Source organism: Micromonospora sp. NPDC051141 (assembly GCF_044455765.1).
In the GTDB taxonomy this organism is placed as follows: Bacteria; Actinomycetota; Actinomycetes; order Mycobacteriales; family Micromonosporaceae; genus Micromonospora.
In genome coordinates this window covers 225856-242075 of record NZ_JBITFD010000005.1, presented here as the reverse complement: position 1 = coordinate 242075, position 16220 = coordinate 225856, and the positions used below count along the sequence as shown (strand labels likewise).

Below are 16220 nucleotides of genomic sequence, written 5' to 3'. Positions count from 1 at the left end.
CGGTCAGGGCAGACGGCCCTGCTCGACCAGCCGGGCGAACCTCTTCAGCGCCTGGGTCAGACCGAACTTCGAGCCGGGCCAGAGCACCGGCCAGGCCACCCGGCCCGCCGTCCCGCCCGGCAGGTGGAACCACTCGTGCCAGACCACCTGGGTGCGCTCCCGGTCCATCGGGGTGCACCGCAGCACGCCCGGGCCGCGCAGCAGCTTGCCGCAGTGCACCACGCCGACCTCGTACGGCGCGTCGACCCGCACCACCCGCATCTCGTCGCGGAGCACGGCCGGGCCGACCGCGGTGACCGCCTCGACCAGGCTGCCCTCGCCGCCGTCGCCCTCGACCACCCGGACCCTGGTGAACGGGATCCAGTCCGACTGCCGTTCCCACGCGGTCAGCGCCGCGAAGACGCGCTCCGCCGGCGCGTCGACGATCACCGTGGCGGTGACCTCGGCGGCACCCGGCTGGGCCGCCTCGGCGAAGCCTGCGGAACCCTCCGCGCCGGTCACGCCGGCTCCGAGCGGACCACCGGCCCGCGGGCCGGGTCGTCCACCTCGCTGTCGTCCGCGCTCGCACCGGCCGGCCCGGCGGTGATCCCACCGGCCGGGGACGTGGTGTCCTCGACCGCGGCGGCGGCCGGCGCCTCCGCCACGCCCGCCTCGGCCGGCGGAGCGGTAGGCGGCGCAGGCGTCGACAGGTCGATGGTCACCGGACCGGCGCCCGACGGGTCGAGGGCCGTCTCGTCGCCACCGGTCCCGGCCCCGGCGACGACGGCCTCCTCGCGCGCCCGGCGCAACGCGTCGGCCTCTTCGGTCCGCCCCTCCCGCAGTGCGGTGTTCTCGGCCTCCAGCACGCCGATCAGCTCGGACTTGTAGCCGATGTCGTAGGCGGCCCGCCGGAGCGCCACGTCGACCTGGGCCATCCGGTAGCCGCGCAGCGCGGTGTCGAACCGGACCCCGGTCACGTCCGACTCGTCGAGCGGGCGGCCACCCGGCAGCGGCACGGCCCGGCCGTCCGGCTCGGCCGGCACCAGCCCCGGATCCCGCCCGGAGACGAGCACCGTCACTCCGAACACCACTGCCGCGACGGTCAGCGCGACGACCAAGAGGAGCAGAACCTCACCCATGGAGAGATCGTGGCATGCGGGCCGGGATCGGGCGAGCCCTCCACGGCCTCCGGTCGGCAAAACCCGCGCTCCCCGGTCAGTGGAAATGAGCACCATCTCCCACATTCCAGGAAACCCGAGGATCGTGGCACGTAAGTGCCCGGGAAGGGGCCGTCAAATACCAGGATCTCGGGGCGGTGGCGGGTGGCACCACGGGGGCATGCGAAGGTGCGACGGTTGCACCGGGACGAGGAGGCGGGGATGACCGGGATGTTGCGGCTCGGCCGACGGGCCTTCGCCCCGGGTGAGCTGGTGGTGATGGCGATCGTGAACCGCACCCCGGACTCGTTCTTCGACCGGGGCGCCACGTTCGCCCGGGACAGCGCGCTGCGGGCGGTCGAGCGGGCGGTGACCGAGGGCGCGGAGATCATCGACATCGGCGGGGTGAAGGCCGGGCCCGGCGACGAGGTGGACGTGGCCGAGGAGATCCGCCGCACGGTGGACACCATCGCCGCGGTCCGGGCCGCCTTTCCCGACGTGGTCGTCTCGATCGACACCTGGCGGGCGGAGGTGGCGGTGGAGGCGGTCGCGGCCGGCGCGGACCTGCTCAACGACACCTGGTCGGGGGCGGACCCGGCGCTGGCCCGGGTCGCCGCGGCGACCGGCGCCGGGCTGGTCTGCTCGCACGCCGGTGGGCTGGCCCCGCGTACCCGGCCGCACCGGGCGGCCTTCGACGACGTGGTGACCGACGTGCTCGACACCGTCACCGGGCTGGCGGAACGCGCGGTCGGGCTGGGGGTACGCCGGGACGGCATCCTGATCGACCCGGCGCACGACTTCGGCAAGAACACCCGGCACTCGCTGGAGATCACCCGGCGGCTGGCCGAGCTGACCGGCACCGGTTGGCCACTGCTGGTGGCGCTGTCGAACAAGGACTTCATCGGCGAGACGTTGGACCTGCCGGTGCCGGAACGGCTGGAGGGGACGCTCGCCGCCACCGCGGTCTCGGCCTGGCTCGGCGCCCGGGTGTTCCGCGCCCACCAGATCCGCCCGACCCGTCGGGTGCTGGACATGGTGGCGTCGATCCGGGGGGACCGGCCGCCGGCGGCGACCCGGCGCGGGCTGGCCTAGGGGGTCAGGTCCAGCGCAGCACGCCACGCCGCCAGGCGTAGAGGATGCCGAGCGCCACGATCGCCACGAAGACGCCCATCTCCACCACCGTGGTCGCCCCGAAGCCGGGCCGGTCGAAGACCAGCGCCCACGGGAAGAGGAAGACCGCCTCCACCGCGAACAGGACATAGAGGTACGCGTAGACGTAGTAGCGGATCTGCATCTGGGCCCAGTCGCCGCCGACCGGGTCGAGACCGCACTCGTACGTCGTCCGCTTGCCCCATGGCTCCGCGGGTCGGGCCGGACGTAACATCCGGTTCGCCGAGAACGCCGTCAGGAAGAAGAGCACGGCGGCGAGCAGCAGTAGACCGAGCGTGGCGTACGAGCCGAGGTATCCGGTCACGATCCGGAGCGTACCGGTCCCGTCGAGACGTCTCGGACACGTTACGAATTTGTTTCCTCGCGGGACTAGTGCCGGAGGGCAACCGTCCCCGAATAATGAGACCTCGTTGACACGTCCCCGGAGGACAGATGACCCGCCCCCGCGTCCGGCCTGCCCACCGGGTCACGCCTCGCCGTACCCTCGCGCTGTTCGCGCCCGCGCTGATCGCCGCGGTCGCGGCGGTCGCCGTGGTGGCGCCGGGATGGGCCGCGGTCACCCCCGCCGCCGCGGCCGGGGTGGTCCGGGCGGCCGACCCGGGCGCGCCGGGCGACCCGGGCGGCGACCCCGGCGACCCGACCGAGCCGACGCCGACCGGGGACGCGACCACCACCGCGCCGGCCCCGACCACGGCGCCGCCGACGGAGGAGGCCCCGCCGCCGACCACACCCCCGCCGCCGGTCACCACCGAGCCGGCCCCGCCGCCCACCACGGCGCCGGCCCCGCCCGCCACCACCGCGCCGGCCACCACCACCGCACCGGCCCCGCCGCCGGTCGGACCGCCCGTCAAGCCCCCGCCGCCACCGCCCACCCAGGCCGCCGGCGGGCCGTTGGGGGTGCAGGTCAGCACCGGCGACCTGGCGCTGACGCCGGACTACTGGAACGCCGACAGCACGGTGGCCACGCTGCGGGTGACCGTGACCAACACCGGTGGACGCGAGGAGCAGATCAGCCTCGGCTACTCGTTGCCGGCCGGGCTGGTCGACGGCGGCACGCCGGGTTGCGTCGACGCCGGGGGCGGCAACCACCGCTGCGGCGGGTGGACCGTCGCGCCCGACGCCCGGTTCAGCGCCACCATCCGGGTCCGGGTCGCCGGGGACGCCTGGCGGACCATGCCGCTGAGCGGATCGGTCCAGGTCACCGCCGTCGCGCCCGGCGTCGCCGGGGCGGCCTACGACGACGAGGGCTTCGCGGTGCTGTTTCCGCCCGGCCCGCCGGTGCCCGGCATCTCGCTCCGCGCCGACGAGGTCCTCTTCGACATCAGCGGCGCGCCGAGCACGCTCACCGTACGGCTGGGCAACACCGGCGAGGTGGACGCCGCCGGACGGGTGGAGGTGCTCCTCCCGACCGGGGTGACGGTGAGCGACATGGGGAACGCCTGCGCCCCGGTGGCCCCGGACCGGACCCGGTGCGAGCTGGGCACGCTGCCGGCCGGCCGGACCGCGACGCTGCGCCTGCCGGTGACCGCGTCGGCGGAGGCCCAGCGCATGGCCCCGCTCGCCGGCGCGGTGATCGGCCGGTTGGACCCGCGGAGCGGGCGGGACCGACAGGTGCAGATGAGCTTCCGGATCAGCGCGGCGGCGGCGCAGTCCACGCCGGTGGCCGGGGCGCCCGCGCCCACGGGTTCTCAGGGAGTGCTGACTGCGTCCGAGCGGTCCGATTCCGGCGACGGCCCGGCCCGGGGGATCGCCATTGCCTTGATCATCATGTCGGCGTTGCTCGTCGTTTTCGCGTTGACGCTGGCCACGCGCTCGCTGCGACGCCGCAGCGACATCACCGTGCCGGAGCCGACCACGGAGCGGTGAGCCGCGCGGCGCGGTGATCTGGATTACGGTCGGCGGTACTAACCGTCCCTAATCAGGGCATACAGCAGCCGGTTCGGGTCTCACCCGTCGGACCACCACCAAGGCGGCCCTAACCGTCCGACGTAGGCTCTGACGGTGAGAAACGGAGCGGGCCGCGTCGACGAGGGCGACGGCGCTCAGCGAAGCGAGGTGCGGGCGTGACCAAGCAGATCCGTCAACTGGACCGGGTGGTCATCCGGTTCGCCGGCGACTCCGGCGACGGCATGCAGCTCACCGGCGACCGGTTCACCTCGGAGACGGCACAGTTGGGCAACGACATCTCCACGTTGCCCAACTTCCCGGCCGAGATCCGCGCGCCCGCCGGCACGCTGCCGGGCGTGTCGAGCTTCCAGGTGCACTTCGCCGACTACGACATCCTGACCCCAGGCGACGCGCCGAACGTGCTGGTGGCGATGAACCCGGCCGCGCTCAAGGCCAACCTGGCCGACCTGCCGCGCGGGGCGGACATCATCGTCAACACCGACGAGTTCACCCGTCGCAACCTGGCCAAGGTGGGCTACGCGACCAACCCGTTGGACGACGACACGCTCGACGGCTACGCGGTGCACCCGGTCGCGCTCACCTCGATGACGATCGGCGCGCTGGCCGAGCTGACGGTGTCCAAGAAGGACGCCGAACGGGCCAAGAACATGTTCGCGCTCGGGCTGCTGAGCTGGATGTACTCCCGGCCGTACGAGTCGACGCTGCGGTTCCTGGAGCGCAAGTTCGCCCGCCGGCCGGAGCTGGTGGCGGCGAACGTGGCCGCGTTCCGGGCCGGCTGGAACTTCGGCGAGACCACCGAGGACTTCTCCGTCCGGTACGAGGTCAAGCCGGCGAAGATGCCGCCCGGCACGTACCGCAACATCACCGGCAACGCGGCGCTGTCGCTGGGCCTGGTGGCCGCCGGGGTGCGGTCCGGGCTGCCGGTGTTCCTCGGCGCGTACCCGATCACCCCGGCCTCGGACATCCTGCACGAGCTGAGCAAGCACAAGAAGTTCGGCGTGGTCACCATGCAGGCCGAGGACGAGATCGCCGCGGTCGGCGCGGCGCTGGGCGCGTCGTACGGCGGCTCGCTCGGCATCACCACCACCAGCGGGCCGGGCGTGGCGCTGAAGAGCGAGACGATCTCCCTGGCGGTGGCGCTGGAGCTGCCGCTTGTCATCGTCGACGTGCAGCGGGCCGGGCCGTCCACCGGCATGCCCACCAAGACCGAGCAGGCCGACCTGAACATGGCCCTGTACGGCCGGCACGGTGAGGCGCCGGTCGCGGTGATCGCGCCGAAGTCGCCGTCGGACTGCTTCCACGCCGCGCTGGAGGCGGCGCGGATCGCGCTGACCTACCGCACCCCGGTCATCCTGCTCTCCGACAACTACGTGGCCAACGGCTCCGAGCCGTGGCTGCTGCCGGACGTGGAGTCCCTGCCCGACCTGCGGGTGGAGTTCGCCACCCGGCCCAACGGCGAGGACGGCACCACGTTCCTGCCCTACCTGCGTGACCCGCAGACGCTGGCCCGCCCGTGGGCGGTGCCCGGCACGCCGGGGCTGGAGCACCGCATCGGCGGCCTGGAGAAGGCCGACAAGACCGGCGACATCTCGTACGACCCGACGAACCACGACTTCATGGTGCGGACCCGGGCGGCCCGGATCGAGACCATCCCGGTCCCCGACGTGGAGGTCGAGGACCCGGACGGCGACGCCCGGGTGCTCGTGCTGGGCTGGGGCTCGACGTACGGCCCGATCGGCGCGGCCTGCCGGGGGCTACGCCAGCGTGGACTGCCGGTGGCCCAGGCGCACCTGCGGCACCTGGCCCCGATGCCGGCCAACCTCGGCGAGGTGCTGCGCTCCTACGACCGGGTGGTCGTGCCCGAGATGAACCTCGGCCAGCTCGCCCACGTGATCCGGGCGAAGTACCTGGTCGACGCGATCGGCTACAACCAGGTCCGCGGCCTGCCGTTCACCGCCGCGGAGCTGGAGACGATGCTGGAAGAGGTCCTGAAGAATGTCTGAGCCCGTCGCCCTGAAGCTCACCGCCAAGGACTTCAAGTCCGACCAGGAGGTGCGTTGGTGCCCCGGCTGCGGCGACTACGCCGTCCTGGCAGCGGTGCAGGGCTTCATGCCGGAGCTGAACATCCCCCGGGAGAACATCGTCTTCGTCTCGGGCATCGGCTGTTCGTCCCGCTTCCCGTACTACATGAACACGTACGGCATGCACTCGATCCACGGTCGCGCCCCGGCGATCGCCACCGGCCTGTCGGTGTCCCGGCCGGACCTGTCGGTCTGGGTGGTCACCGGTGACGGCGACGCGCTCTCCATCGGCGGCAACCACCTGATCCACGCGCTGCGCCGCAACGTCAACCTGAAGATCCTGCTGTTCAACAACCGGATCTACGGGCTGACCAAGGGCCAGTACTCGCCCACCTCCGAGGTCGGCAAGATCACCAAGTCGACGCCTGTCGGCTCCGCGGACGCCCCGTTCAATCCGCTGTCGCTGGCGCTCGGCGCCGAGGCCACGTTCGTGGCCCGCACGCTCGACTCGGACCGCAAGCACCTCCAGTCGGTGCTGCGGGCCGCCGCCGAGCACAAGGGCTCGGCGTTCGTGGAGATCTACCAGAACTGCAACATCTTCAACGACGGCGCGTTCGAGCCGCTGAAGGAGCCGACCACCCGGGACGACTACCTGATCCGGCTGGAGCACGGGCAGCCGATCACGTTCGGCACCGACGGGCAGTTCTGCGTCGTCCACCCGCCGGGCGGCTTCGGGCTGGAGGTGCGGGAGACCGCGACCACCCCGGCGGAGCAGATCGTGGTGCACGACGTCACGGTCGCCGACCCGGCGTACGCGTTCGCGCTGTCCCGGCTGCCCGGGCTGGATCTGCGCAACACGCCGCTCGGGGTGTTCCGGTCGGTGGACCGGCCCTCCTACGACAGCGTGGTGCAGGAGCAGGTCGCGTCCGCGCGGGCGAGCGTCGACCAGACCCCGGAGCAGCAGCTCTCGGCGTTGCTCGGCAGCGGTGACACCTGGACGATCATGTAACTCCTGATCCGCGCACGGGAAAGGGCGGGCCGTCCCCCGGGACGGCCCGCCCTTTCGCGGTTTCCGGACCGGTCAGACGGTCGCCGGCACCCACAGCTCGTCGATCGCCCGCTCGGCGGCGGCGAGGCTCGCCTCGTGCAGCGGGATCAACTCGGCCATCGCCGGGTTGACCGGGGCCAGAGTCAGCTCGGCCGAGATGAACCGCGGCTCCAGGCCGGTGCGCGACAGGCCGTGCGGCAGCCAGGGCTCGGCGTGGTCCCAGCCGGCGCGCGGGGTGCCCGCGCCGTAGCCGCCGCCCCGGGTGCCGAACACGATGAACTCGCGACCGCCGAGCAGCCCGGCGCCGGTGGCCGGATCGAGCGCGAGACCGGGCGCGATCAGGTGGTCGACCCAGGCCTTCACGCTGCTGGGCGGACCGAAGTTGTAGAGCGGGAGGCCGAGCAGGATCGTGTCGGCGCGCAGGACCTCGCCCACCAGGTCCTCGGTCACCTGCCAGGACGCGCGCTGCTCGGGGGTGTGCTGGTCGGGCGGCACCGCCCGGGCGAGACCGCCGGCGGTGTCCAGGTGCGGCACCGGATCCTGGCCGAGGTCCCGGTAGGTGACCGTGCCGCCGGGGTGGGCGGCACGCCAGGCGTCGGCCGCGCGGGCGGTGAGGCGACGGCTGACCGACCGCTCACCGGTGATGCTCGAGTCGATGTGCAACAGATGGGCCATCGTTTACTCCTCCATCGATCGTTCGTGTAGCACGAACCATTTATAGCAGGTCGATGTTCCTTGTTCGCCGTAGACTGGGTCACATGCCAGCCGAGCCCGCCGACGAGCGCCGCTCCGGGCCGCTGCTCCAGCACCTGGCCCGGCGGATGCGGCTGCGCTCGGAATCGGTGCTGACCCCGCTCGGCCTGCGCGTCCGGCACCTGGTCGCGCTCACCGTGCTGCGTGACTCGGGCGACATCAGCCAGCAGGGGCTGGCCGGCACGCTCCAGATCGACGGCACCAACGTGGTCGGGCTGCTCAACGACCTGGAGTCGGCGGGCCTGGTCGAGCGCCGCCGCTCCCCGACCGACCGCCGGCGGCACGTCGTCAGCCTCACCGGGGCGGGCGCCAAGCGGATCCGCGAGGCCGAGTGCGCGCTCGCCGACGCGGAGGACGAGGTGCTCGGCGCGCTGGCGCCCGACGAGCGGGACCTGCTCTACGACCTGCTCCGGCGGGCCAGCCAGGGCTGCGCCCCGACCTGCACCGAAGCGGTCACGGAGGGCCCGGACGCCTGCTGACCGGGCCGGCGCCGGGACGGGGGCGGCGCTCAGGCCGTGGTGGTCGCCTGCGGGCGGTCGTCGCGGACGTGGACCAGCATGTCGCCGGTCTCGATCACCGCGCCGGCGCGGTCGTTCAGCGTGACCACCTTGCCGCGCCGGACCAGTGCGATGACCAGCGACTCCAGCTCACGCGGCGAGCGGCCCACCTCACTGCGCTCGGCCGAGCGCATCGCCAACGCCATGCCCTGACCCGGGGTGAGCAGGTCCTCCACCACGTCGATCAGGGGCGGGGCCGAGGTGGAGAGGCCGAGCAGCCGCCCGGCGGTGGCCGACGAGACGATCACGTGGTGCGCGCCGCTCTGCTTGAGCAGCGGCGCGTTCTCCGCCTCCCGGACCGCCGCGATGATCCGGACCTGACCGGCGGTGAGCTGCCGGACGGTCAACGCCACCAGCACCGAGGCGTCGTCGCTGTCGGTCGCGATGATGACCGCCTTGGCGGTGCGGACGTGCGCCTCCTCCAGCACCGACGAACGGGTCGCCGAGCCCTCGATCGTCACCAGCCCGTTCGAGGTGGCCTGGCGCAGCGCCGGCCCGCTCCGCTCGACCACCACGATCTTGGACTTGTCCGCCCCGTTCTCCAGCAGCGCGGAGACCGCGCTGCGGCCCTTGGTGCCGTAGCCGCAGATGATGACGTGGTCCTTCACGGATCTCCTCCACCGCGACAGGCGACGGCCGGTCCGGTACTGCTCGGTCAGGACTTCCAGGGTGGTGCCGACCAGGATGATCAGGAAGAGCACCCGGGCCGGGGTGATGAACAGGACGTTGATCAGGCGGGCCGACGGACTGGCCGGCGTGATGTCGCCGTACCCGGTGGTGGAGAGCGAAACCACCGTGTAGTAGAAGCAGTCGAGCAGCGTCAGGCCGTCCTCGTTGACGTCGCGGTACCCGTCGCGGTCGAGCCAGACCACGAAGACGGTGGCGAAGACCAGGCCGAGGGCGGCGAGCAGGCGCAGGCTCAGTGCGCTCAGCGGCCCCCGCCGTTGCGCGGGAAAATGGATCACCGTCGGTCCCGCTCCGCCACCGTCGCCTGCACGCCCTCAAGATAGCGGGTACGCCGGGAGTCGGCCGGGCGGGCCGTGGGACCGGCCCCCACGCCGCAAGCGGTAAGGATCTCGTCACATCCGTCGACGCCCCAGCGGGTGAGACTCGACCCGACGAATGTGACGAGGGGGAGTCGGATGCGTACAGATGCGGCACTGACCACGCTGGCCGTGGTCGTCGGGGTGGCTCTGGCCGGCCCCTCACCAGCGGTGGCGGACCGGCCCGGGGACCGCCCGCCCGGGACGGCCCGACCCACGCGGCCGAAGCCCGTCGTCCCCTCGCCGACCGCCTCCCCCCGTCCGACCACGTCCCCGACGCCCACCGCGCGGCCAACGCCGTCCCCGTCCCCGACACCCACCGCGCGACCGACGCCGTCCCCGACCGCGTCGCCGACACCGACCGCGTCGCCGACGTCGATGCCGACGGCGAAGCGCACCGCGGTCGTGCTGCCGTCGCTGACCGGCCGGGGCAGCACCGCGTACGACGTCAACGCGGCCGGGGTGGTGGTCGGATCGGCGGAGCTGGCCAGCGGCTACTGGCACGCGGTCCGCTGGGTGGACGGACGGGCCGAGGACCTGGGCACGCTCGGTGGGCTGAACAGTCAGGCCCAGGCGATCGACGAGCGGGGCCGCATCGTCGGCACCGCCCAGGCCGCGGACGGCAGCAGCCACGCGGTGGCCTGGGTCGACGGGAAGATCCAGGACCTCGGCCTCACCGGTGGCATCTTCTCCATCGCGTACGACACCGCCGGAGACCGGGTGGTCGGCGTGTATCACGTCACCGACAGCTTCGCCGGGCGGCGGGCGTTCGTCCGCACCGGCAGCACCGAGATCACCATCGACGCGCCGCCGGGTGCCAGCGCCGTCGCGGTCAACGAGGCGGGCACGGTCGCCGGCACCTACGGCTACCGGGACTGGACCGACCCGCCGTTCGTCAACCAGGCCTTCGTGTGGCGCAACGGGGTCGTCCGGTCGCTCGGCACCCTCGGCGGTCCCACCAGCGACGCCAGCGGCATCAACGATCTCGGTCAGGTGGTCGGCACCAGCTGGACCGCGGACGGCGCGTTCGCCGCCTTCTTCTGGGACGGTACGACGATGCGCCGACTCTCCACCAGCTCGGCGTCCCCCAGCGCACAGGCCGTGAACGACTCGGGTCTGGTGGTCGGCACCGACGGCACCGCCGGCCGGGCGATGCTCTGGCCCGCACCGACGGCGGGCTCCCAACTGCTGCCGCTGCCGGACGGGGCGGTGGGCAGCATCGCGATCAATGTCAACGACGCCGGTCTGATCGTCGGCCAGGCGGACTTCCTCTCGCCGAGCTTCCACAGCCGGGCGGTCGTCTGGCGTTGACCGACCGGCCCGGTCGGTACCACGGGGGCCGACCGGGCCGGTCCACGCCGCCGGGACGGGGCATGATGGGTAGCGTCGGCGAACGGCGACCGCGAGGAGGCCGGCATGTCGTTGCTGCGACGGGTGATCGGCGGGGTGCTACGGCGGATCCGCCTGCGTCAGGGCCGCACGTTGCGCGAGGTGGCGCAGGCGGCCGGCGTCTCCCTGCCCTACCTCTCCGAGGTCGAGCGCGGGCGTAAGGAGGCCTCCTCCGAGGTGCTGGCCGCGATCTGCCGGGCGCTCGGCATCCACCTCGCCGACCTGCTGGAGGAGGCGCGCGACGAGCTGCGCCGGGAGCGCCCCACGCCGGTGGGTCCCGGGGTGCCACTGGCCCGGCTCGACCGGGTGCCCGCGGCCCGCAGCGGCCCACAGCTCCGGGTCGGCCCGCCCCGCCTGCACGCCACCCGACGCCCGGGCGGCCCGAACGCGCCGCATCCGGCCCGGCCGGTCACGCCGCCGCACACCGCGCATCCCGTCCGGTCGACCCCGCTGCTCGGCGGCGGGCTGCGCCCGATGGGCGGCTCCCCCACGCCGGTCGGCCCGCCGCTCGGCCACGCGTCGGAACTCTTCGGCACCGGCACCCGGATCTGGCTGATCCCGACGCCGGCCGCGCGCCCGCGCCCGCGTACCTCACCGACGCTGGCCCGGCGCCGGGCCCGCGCGGCCCGACGGCGGCCGGTCGCGGCGTAGCGCCCCCGGTCGGGCCGGACGAACGCCGACCGGGCGCGGCGCAGGTCGCCGCGACGGACGACCGGGCGCGGCCCGCACCGACCGGCGGCGCCGACCCGGTTCTGCCGAGGGCGAGTCTGCCCGGGGCAGAAAGCCTGGGCCGCGCGGGTACGCCCGGCGGACGCTGGAGACCGCCGGCTCGCCGGGCGGTCCCCCGCCCACCGGCGTCACGGAGGTGGGCAGTCATGAGTGGCATCTGGATGCGGGACGAGGGGCAGCCGGTCTTCGGCGACCGGGTCTTCGAGCGGCTGCTCAAGGAACGGATCATCTTCCTCGGCACCGAGGTCACCGACGACTCGGCCAACCAGATCTGCGCGCAGATCCTGCTGCTCGCGGCCGAGGACGCGGAGCGGGACATCTATCTCTACATCAACTCGCCGGGCGGCTCGGTCAGTGCGGGGATGGCCGTCTACGACACCATGCGGTGGGTGAAGAACGACGTGGCGACGCTGGCGCTCGGGATGGCCGGCTCGATGGGGCAGTTCCTGCTCTGCGCCGGCACGGCGGGCAAGCGGTTCGCGCTGCCGCACTCGCGGATCATGATGCACCAGCCCTCCGGCGGGTTCGGCGGCACGGTCGCCGACATCACCATCCAGGCCGAGAACATGCTGCACGTGAAGCGCACCATGCAGGAGCTGATCGCCCGGCACAGCGGGCACACGCTGGAGGAGATCCAGCGCGACTGGGACCGGGACCGCTGGTTCACCGCCGAGGAGGCCCGCGAGTACGGGCTGGTCGACCAGGTCCTCTCCCGGGTCGATCAGCTCGCCGCCTGACCCGGTCCGCCGATCGGCACGCCGGGGCGGGTCCGCTGGTCGTCGGTGTCGCGGGCCGCCGGCACCGGTGTGAGCACCCCGCCCCGGCCGGCGAGTTCGGCCACCACGAGCACCACCGCCTGCGTGATCACGATGCTGGTGACCACGGCGGCGATCGTGCCGCTGGCCGCCACGGTGGCCGCGCCGAGGTTGTAGAGGGCGTGCCAGACGGCGACGGCCGGGATGCTGCCGGTGCGGTTCCAGAGCCAGCCGAGCACCACCGCGCCGCAGAAGATCCCGATGGCGAAGCCGACCAGGGTGCCGGCGGAGAATCCCCGATAGTTGGCCAGGACCACGAACAGCGGCGCGTGCCAGCCGACCCAGACCACGGTGACCAGGCTGATCGCCGTCAGCGGGGCGTGGCGCCGTTGGAGGCGGGGCTGGAGGAAACCGCGCCAGCCGGTCTCCTCCCCGAAGCCGTTGACCACGACCAGCAGGAGCAGCACGCCGGCCAGGCCCCAGCCGGGGAACCCGTTGATCAGGGCCAGGTCGGCGAGCCGGGGCGGGTTGCCCCGCAGGGCGGCGACCAGCGCGCCGGCCAGCAGCATGCCGAGCGGCGAGACCGCGACCAGCCACCAGGCCCCGATCCGCCAGCGCAGGACCCGCCGGCCGAGCCCGACGCCGACGTCCCGACGCCGCAACAGCACGGCCATCGCCGCGGCGGCGAGCGCCGGCCCGACCAGGCCGGGCAGGTGGGTGGCCGCGCCGCCCACCCGCACCACCCGGCCGGTCGCCGCCAGCGGCAGCCAGCAACCCCAACTGATCGTGTACGCCACCAGCACGTAGCCGATGGCCGCCCGGTCCCGCATGGTGTCAGCGTCGCCGGGGGCGACCCGGAGCGCCACGGTCACCGGACCGGGCGGTCCGGGCCCTCGGCCTCTGGTCAGGGGTAGCTGACCACCGGGCTGGTGCCGTACGAGCCGACCACCGGGGTGCCGGCCTCGTTGATCGTGCGCTCGATCCCGCCGCTGCCGTTCAGGAACACGGTGATCGCGTCGTGGAACCGTACGCCGGCCCGGCGCGGCGCCTCGATCGCCCGGTCGCAGCGGATGTCCACGCCCTGGTTGAAGTACGCGTAGACGCCCAACCCCCACGCCTCGTGCGTGCGGACGTGCGGAGCCACCCGGTAGGAGGCCCAGCCGTCGCCGGTCGGGCTGCGCCAGGCCGCCTGGCTCGGCGGGTCGTAGGGCAGCTCGCTCTGGTAGAACACGGTCCGGCCGCGCTCGCCGTGCCAGATCGTCTGCCAGCGCTGGTAGTGCTCGACGAAGAGCCCGTACGCGGTGACGTCGTCGCCGTTGACGACCACCCCGGTGGCGGCCGTGTTGACGTCCCAGCCGATGGTGCCCGGCTGGCCGTGGTCACCCCGCCAGGCCCAGATGTTGTCGATCAGCGTGTGCCGGCTGTGCACCACCAGACTGGTCACCGCCCGGCCGGCGGACGGGCCGCCGACGCGGAAGAAGACGTCCTGCAACGAGATCGGGTTGGCGGCGTGCGCCCGGTGACTGTGCCGCCCACCGACCTCGACCAGCACCTCCGACTCGACCGGCCCGGCGTCGACGAGCACCCCGGCGATCCGTACCCCGTCGACGTCCTCGATCCGCAGCGCCGCGTCGCCGGTGACCGGCGCGAGGCTGGGCATGCCGAGGCCGAGCATGACGGTGTTCGGCCGGCGGACGCGCAGCGCCCGGTCCAGGCGGTAGACGCCGGGGGTGAGCAGCAGGTGGCGGCCCCGGGCGAGTTCGGTGTTGATCCGCGTCGCGGTGTCGGTGGGCCGGGCGATGAAGAAGTCGGTCAGCGGCAGCGACGGCGTCGGCGCACCGCCGGCGCCCCAGGTGGTGCCCGCGGTGTCGCGGCGCAGGCGGGGCACCGCCACCCGCCAGCGGCCCGCGCCGTCGACGAAGAGGTACGGCTTCTCCCGGATCACCGGGCTGGTCGGCAGCGTGGTGTACGGCGGGTCGGGGAAGCCCTGCGCGGGCGCGCCGACCACGCCGGAGAAGACCTGGTTCCACACGCCGTTCGTCCACTCGCCGCCGAGTTCGCTGTCCCGGGTGAGCCACTGCTGCTGGGAGCCGTTGATGGTGATGCCGTCCACCTTGGAGTCGGCGATGAAGCCGCCGCTGGAGTAGCCGCCGTTGCCGGGCTCCAGCCAGAGGACGCCCTTGACGTGCACCCGGCGCATCGGCGACGCCTGGGAGACGGCCCACTGGTTCGACCAGTCGGTCGGGGTGACGGCGAGGTTCTCGGCCGAGCGCCAGAAGTTGGTCAGCGCGGAGATGCCGGCGGGCGAGTTCGGGTCGGGCTGGCCGATCACCCGGACCGCGCCGTGGATCTCCACGTCGTCCGGGTGGGCGCCGAGCCCGGCCACGGTGGTGTAGTAGCCGAGTCGGGCGTCCACCTCGTAGCGGCCGGGCTTGAACAGCACGGCGTACCGGTCAGCGCCCATCTCGTTGTGCTCCTGGGCGGTGAAGATCCGGTCCAGGGTGGACTGGATCTCCTCGGTCGGGGTGCTCGGGTCGTAGACGAAGACGTTCGGGCCGAGGTCGGGCTCGTGGGCGGGCCGCGCGGTCGGGGACGCGACGGCGGCGCCGGCCGGGAGACCGAGGGCGGTGAGCGAGGCCGCCGAGGCGGTGAGCGCGAGGAAGCGGCGGCGGGAGGGGTCGGATGATCGCATCTGCCTGCCTGTTCGGTGGTGGAAGGAGAGCGGAGAGCGCTCTCTCGCCGTTCCTACCGCATCCCCGTCGATCCCACCAGAGCCCGCCGGTTCCGGAACCGGGAAGCATCGCGGCGGGGCGGTGGTTGACCCAAGAAGTTGAACTCGCAACCACAGGGAGCGCGCATGTCCATCGCCGTCACCGGGGCCACCGGCCAGCTCGGCCGCCTCATCGTCACCGCGCTGCTCGACCGCGGCGTACCGGCCGGGGAGATCGTGGCGATCGGCCGCGACCCCGAGCGGCTGGCCGACCTCGCCGGCCGAGGCGTCGTCACCCGGCCGGCCGACTACGACGACCCCGACTCGCTCCGGGCCGCCCTCGCCGGGGCCGAGAAGCTGATGTTCGTCTCCGGCAGCGAGGTCGGCCGACGTCGACCGCAGCACGCCAACGTGGTCACCGCCGCCCGGGAGGCCGGCGTCGGGCTGGTCGTCTACACCAGCATCGCGCACGCCGACACCGCCGAGATGCGGCTGGCCGGCGAGCACCGGGACACCGAGCGGCTCATCCGCGACTCCGGGCTGCCGTACGTCCTCCTGCGCAACAGCTGGTACCTGGAGAACTACACCGACCAGCTCGACGCGTACCGGGAGCACGGGGTGGCGGGCGCGGCGGGCGACGGGCGGGTCAGCGCCGCCACCCGCGCGGACTACGCCGAGGCCGCCGCCGTGGTGCTCACCACCGACGGTCACGACCAGCAGGTGTACGAGCTGGGCGGCGCGCCGTTCACGCTCACCGACCTCGCCGCCGAGGTGGCCCGGCAGACCGGCGCGCCGGTCGGCTACACCGACCTGCCGGTGGACCGCTACACCGAGGTGCTGGTCGCCGCCGGCCCGCCCGAGGGGTACGCGGCCGTGCTCGCCGACAGCGACCTCGGTATCGCCCGGGGTGAACTGGAGGTCGGCGACGATCTCGCCAAGCTGCTCGGCCGCGCCCCGACCACGCTGGCCGAGGCGATCCGCGCCGCACGCTGACGACGCCG

At 73.5% G+C, this 16220-nt stretch carries 16 protein-coding genes; 9 read left to right on the top strand and 7 right to left on the bottom strand.

The window, feature by feature from the left end; genetic code table 11:
• Window positions 1-3 precede the first annotated feature (3 nt).
• Window positions 4-501, bottom strand: coding sequence for an SRPBCC family protein (locus ACIA6B_RS12270; protein WP_396772760.1), 498 nt, complete (start codon window positions 499-501; stop codon window positions 4-6).
• Window positions 498-1118 carry a DivIVA domain-containing protein gene (locus ACIA6B_RS12265; protein ID WP_396772759.1) on the bottom strand — a complete coding sequence of 207 codons (621 nt, stop codon included), beginning with the start codon at window positions 1116-1118 and terminating at the stop codon, window positions 498-500. The genes ACIA6B_RS12270 and ACIA6B_RS12265 overlap by 4 nt, the downstream gene beginning before the upstream one ends.
• Before the next feature lie 240 nt (window positions 1119-1358).
• On the opposite strand from ACIA6B_RS12265, the gene folP reads away from it, so the two are divergent.
• Entirely contained in the window at window positions 1359-2228 is an 870-nt protein-coding gene (gene folP, locus ACIA6B_RS12260; RefSeq protein ID WP_396772758.1) for a dihydropteroate synthase, read from the top strand.
• A gap of 4 nt (window positions 2229-2232) precedes the next feature.
• Here the strand turns inward: folP and ndhC are convergent, their stop codons facing one another.
• The gene (gene ndhC / locus ACIA6B_RS12255; protein WP_396772757.1) at window positions 2233-2610 is read right to left on the bottom strand and encodes an NADH-quinone oxidoreductase subunit A; all 378 of its coding nucleotides are present in this window, start codon (window positions 2608-2610) and stop codon (window positions 2233-2235) included.
• Between the two features lie 128 nt (window positions 2611-2738).
• On the opposite strand from ndhC, the gene ACIA6B_RS12250 reads away from it, so the two are divergent.
• The 3 genes from ACIA6B_RS12250 to ACIA6B_RS12240 all read left to right on the top strand — a co-directional run bounded on the left by ACIA6B_RS12250 (window position 2739) and on the right by ACIA6B_RS12240 (window position 7244).
• On the top strand, window positions 2739-4172 hold the full coding sequence (locus ACIA6B_RS12250) for a hypothetical protein (RefSeq protein ID WP_396772756.1): 1434 nt from the start codon (window positions 2739-2741) through the stop codon (window positions 4170-4172).
• Window positions 4173-4369: 197 nt separating this feature from the next.
• The gene (locus ACIA6B_RS12245; RefSeq protein WP_281943163.1) at window positions 4370-6217 is read left to right on the top strand and encodes a 2-oxoacid:acceptor oxidoreductase subunit alpha; all 1848 of its coding nucleotides are present in this window, start codon (window positions 4370-4372) and stop codon (window positions 6215-6217) included.
• The gene (locus tag ACIA6B_RS12240) at window positions 6210-7244 is read left to right on the top strand and encodes a 2-oxoacid:ferredoxin oxidoreductase subunit beta (protein WP_396772755.1); all 1035 of its coding nucleotides are present in this window, start codon (window positions 6210-6212) and stop codon (window positions 7242-7244) included. Before ACIA6B_RS12245 ends, ACIA6B_RS12240 begins: the two co-directional genes overlap by 8 nt.
• A 72-nt stretch (window positions 7245-7316) precedes the next feature.
• Here ACIA6B_RS12240 and ACIA6B_RS12235 read toward each other — a convergent pair whose 3' ends face one another.
• Window positions 7317-7958 (bottom strand): FMN-dependent NADH-azoreductase, encoded by a 642-nt coding sequence (locus ACIA6B_RS12235; RefSeq protein ID WP_396772754.1) that lies wholly within the window; start codon window positions 7956-7958, stop codon window positions 7317-7319.
• Between the two features lie 83 nt (window positions 7959-8041).
• Here ACIA6B_RS12235 and ACIA6B_RS12230 point away from each other — a divergent pair, with 83 nt between their 5' ends.
• Complete coding sequence (locus ACIA6B_RS12230) at window positions 8042-8515, top strand: MarR family winged helix-turn-helix transcriptional regulator (RefSeq protein ID WP_396772753.1); 474 nt, start codon at window positions 8042-8044, stop codon at window positions 8513-8515.
• Window positions 8516-8544: 29 nt separating this feature from the next.
• On the opposite strand, the gene ACIA6B_RS12225 is transcribed toward ACIA6B_RS12230, so the two are convergent.
• On the bottom strand, window positions 8545-9558 hold the full coding sequence (locus ACIA6B_RS12225; protein ID WP_396772752.1) for a potassium channel family protein: 1014 nt from the start codon (window positions 9556-9558) through the stop codon (window positions 8545-8547).
• Window positions 9559-10014: 456 nt separating this feature from the next.
• Here ACIA6B_RS12225 and ACIA6B_RS12220 point away from each other — a divergent pair, with 456 nt between their 5' ends.
• The 3 genes from ACIA6B_RS12220 to ACIA6B_RS12210 all read left to right on the top strand — a co-directional run bounded on the left by ACIA6B_RS12220 (window position 10015) and on the right by ACIA6B_RS12210 (window position 12491).
• Window positions 10015-10947 (top strand): hypothetical protein, encoded by a 933-nt coding sequence (locus tag ACIA6B_RS12220; RefSeq protein ID WP_396772751.1) that lies wholly within the window; start codon window positions 10015-10017, stop codon window positions 10945-10947.
• A 105-nt stretch (window positions 10948-11052) separates the two neighbouring features.
• Window positions 11053-11676, top strand: a complete 624-nt coding sequence (locus ACIA6B_RS12215; RefSeq protein WP_396772750.1) for a helix-turn-helix domain-containing protein — start codon at window positions 11053-11055, stop codon at window positions 11674-11676.
• 224 nt (window positions 11677-11900) lie between these two features.
• Window positions 11901-12491, top strand: coding sequence for an ATP-dependent Clp protease proteolytic subunit (locus ACIA6B_RS12210; RefSeq protein ID WP_396772749.1), 591 nt, complete (start codon window positions 11901-11903; stop codon window positions 12489-12491).
• Here the strand turns inward: ACIA6B_RS12210 and ACIA6B_RS12205 are convergent.
• Together ACIA6B_RS12205 and ACIA6B_RS12200 are read right to left on the bottom strand one after the other, a co-directional pair.
• Entirely contained in the window at window positions 12476-13381 is a 906-nt protein-coding gene (locus tag ACIA6B_RS12205; protein ID WP_396772748.1) for a lysostaphin resistance A-like protein, read from the bottom strand. The two genes, ACIA6B_RS12210 and ACIA6B_RS12205, sit on opposite strands and share 16 nt — an antisense overlap.
• A gap of 32 nt (window positions 13382-13413) precedes the next feature.
• Window positions 13414-15201 (bottom strand): adenylyl cyclase, encoded by a 1788-nt coding sequence (locus ACIA6B_RS12200; RefSeq protein WP_396772747.1) that lies wholly within the window; start codon window positions 15199-15201, stop codon window positions 13414-13416.
• Window positions 15202-15366: 165 nt separating this feature from the next.
• On the opposite strand from ACIA6B_RS12200, the gene ACIA6B_RS12195 reads away from it, so the two are divergent.
• Window positions 15367-16212 carry an SDR family oxidoreductase gene (locus tag ACIA6B_RS12195; protein WP_396772746.1) on the top strand — a complete coding sequence of 282 codons (846 nt, stop codon included), beginning with the start codon at window positions 15367-15369 and terminating at the stop codon, window positions 16210-16212.
• Window positions 16213-16220 lie beyond the last annotated feature (8 nt).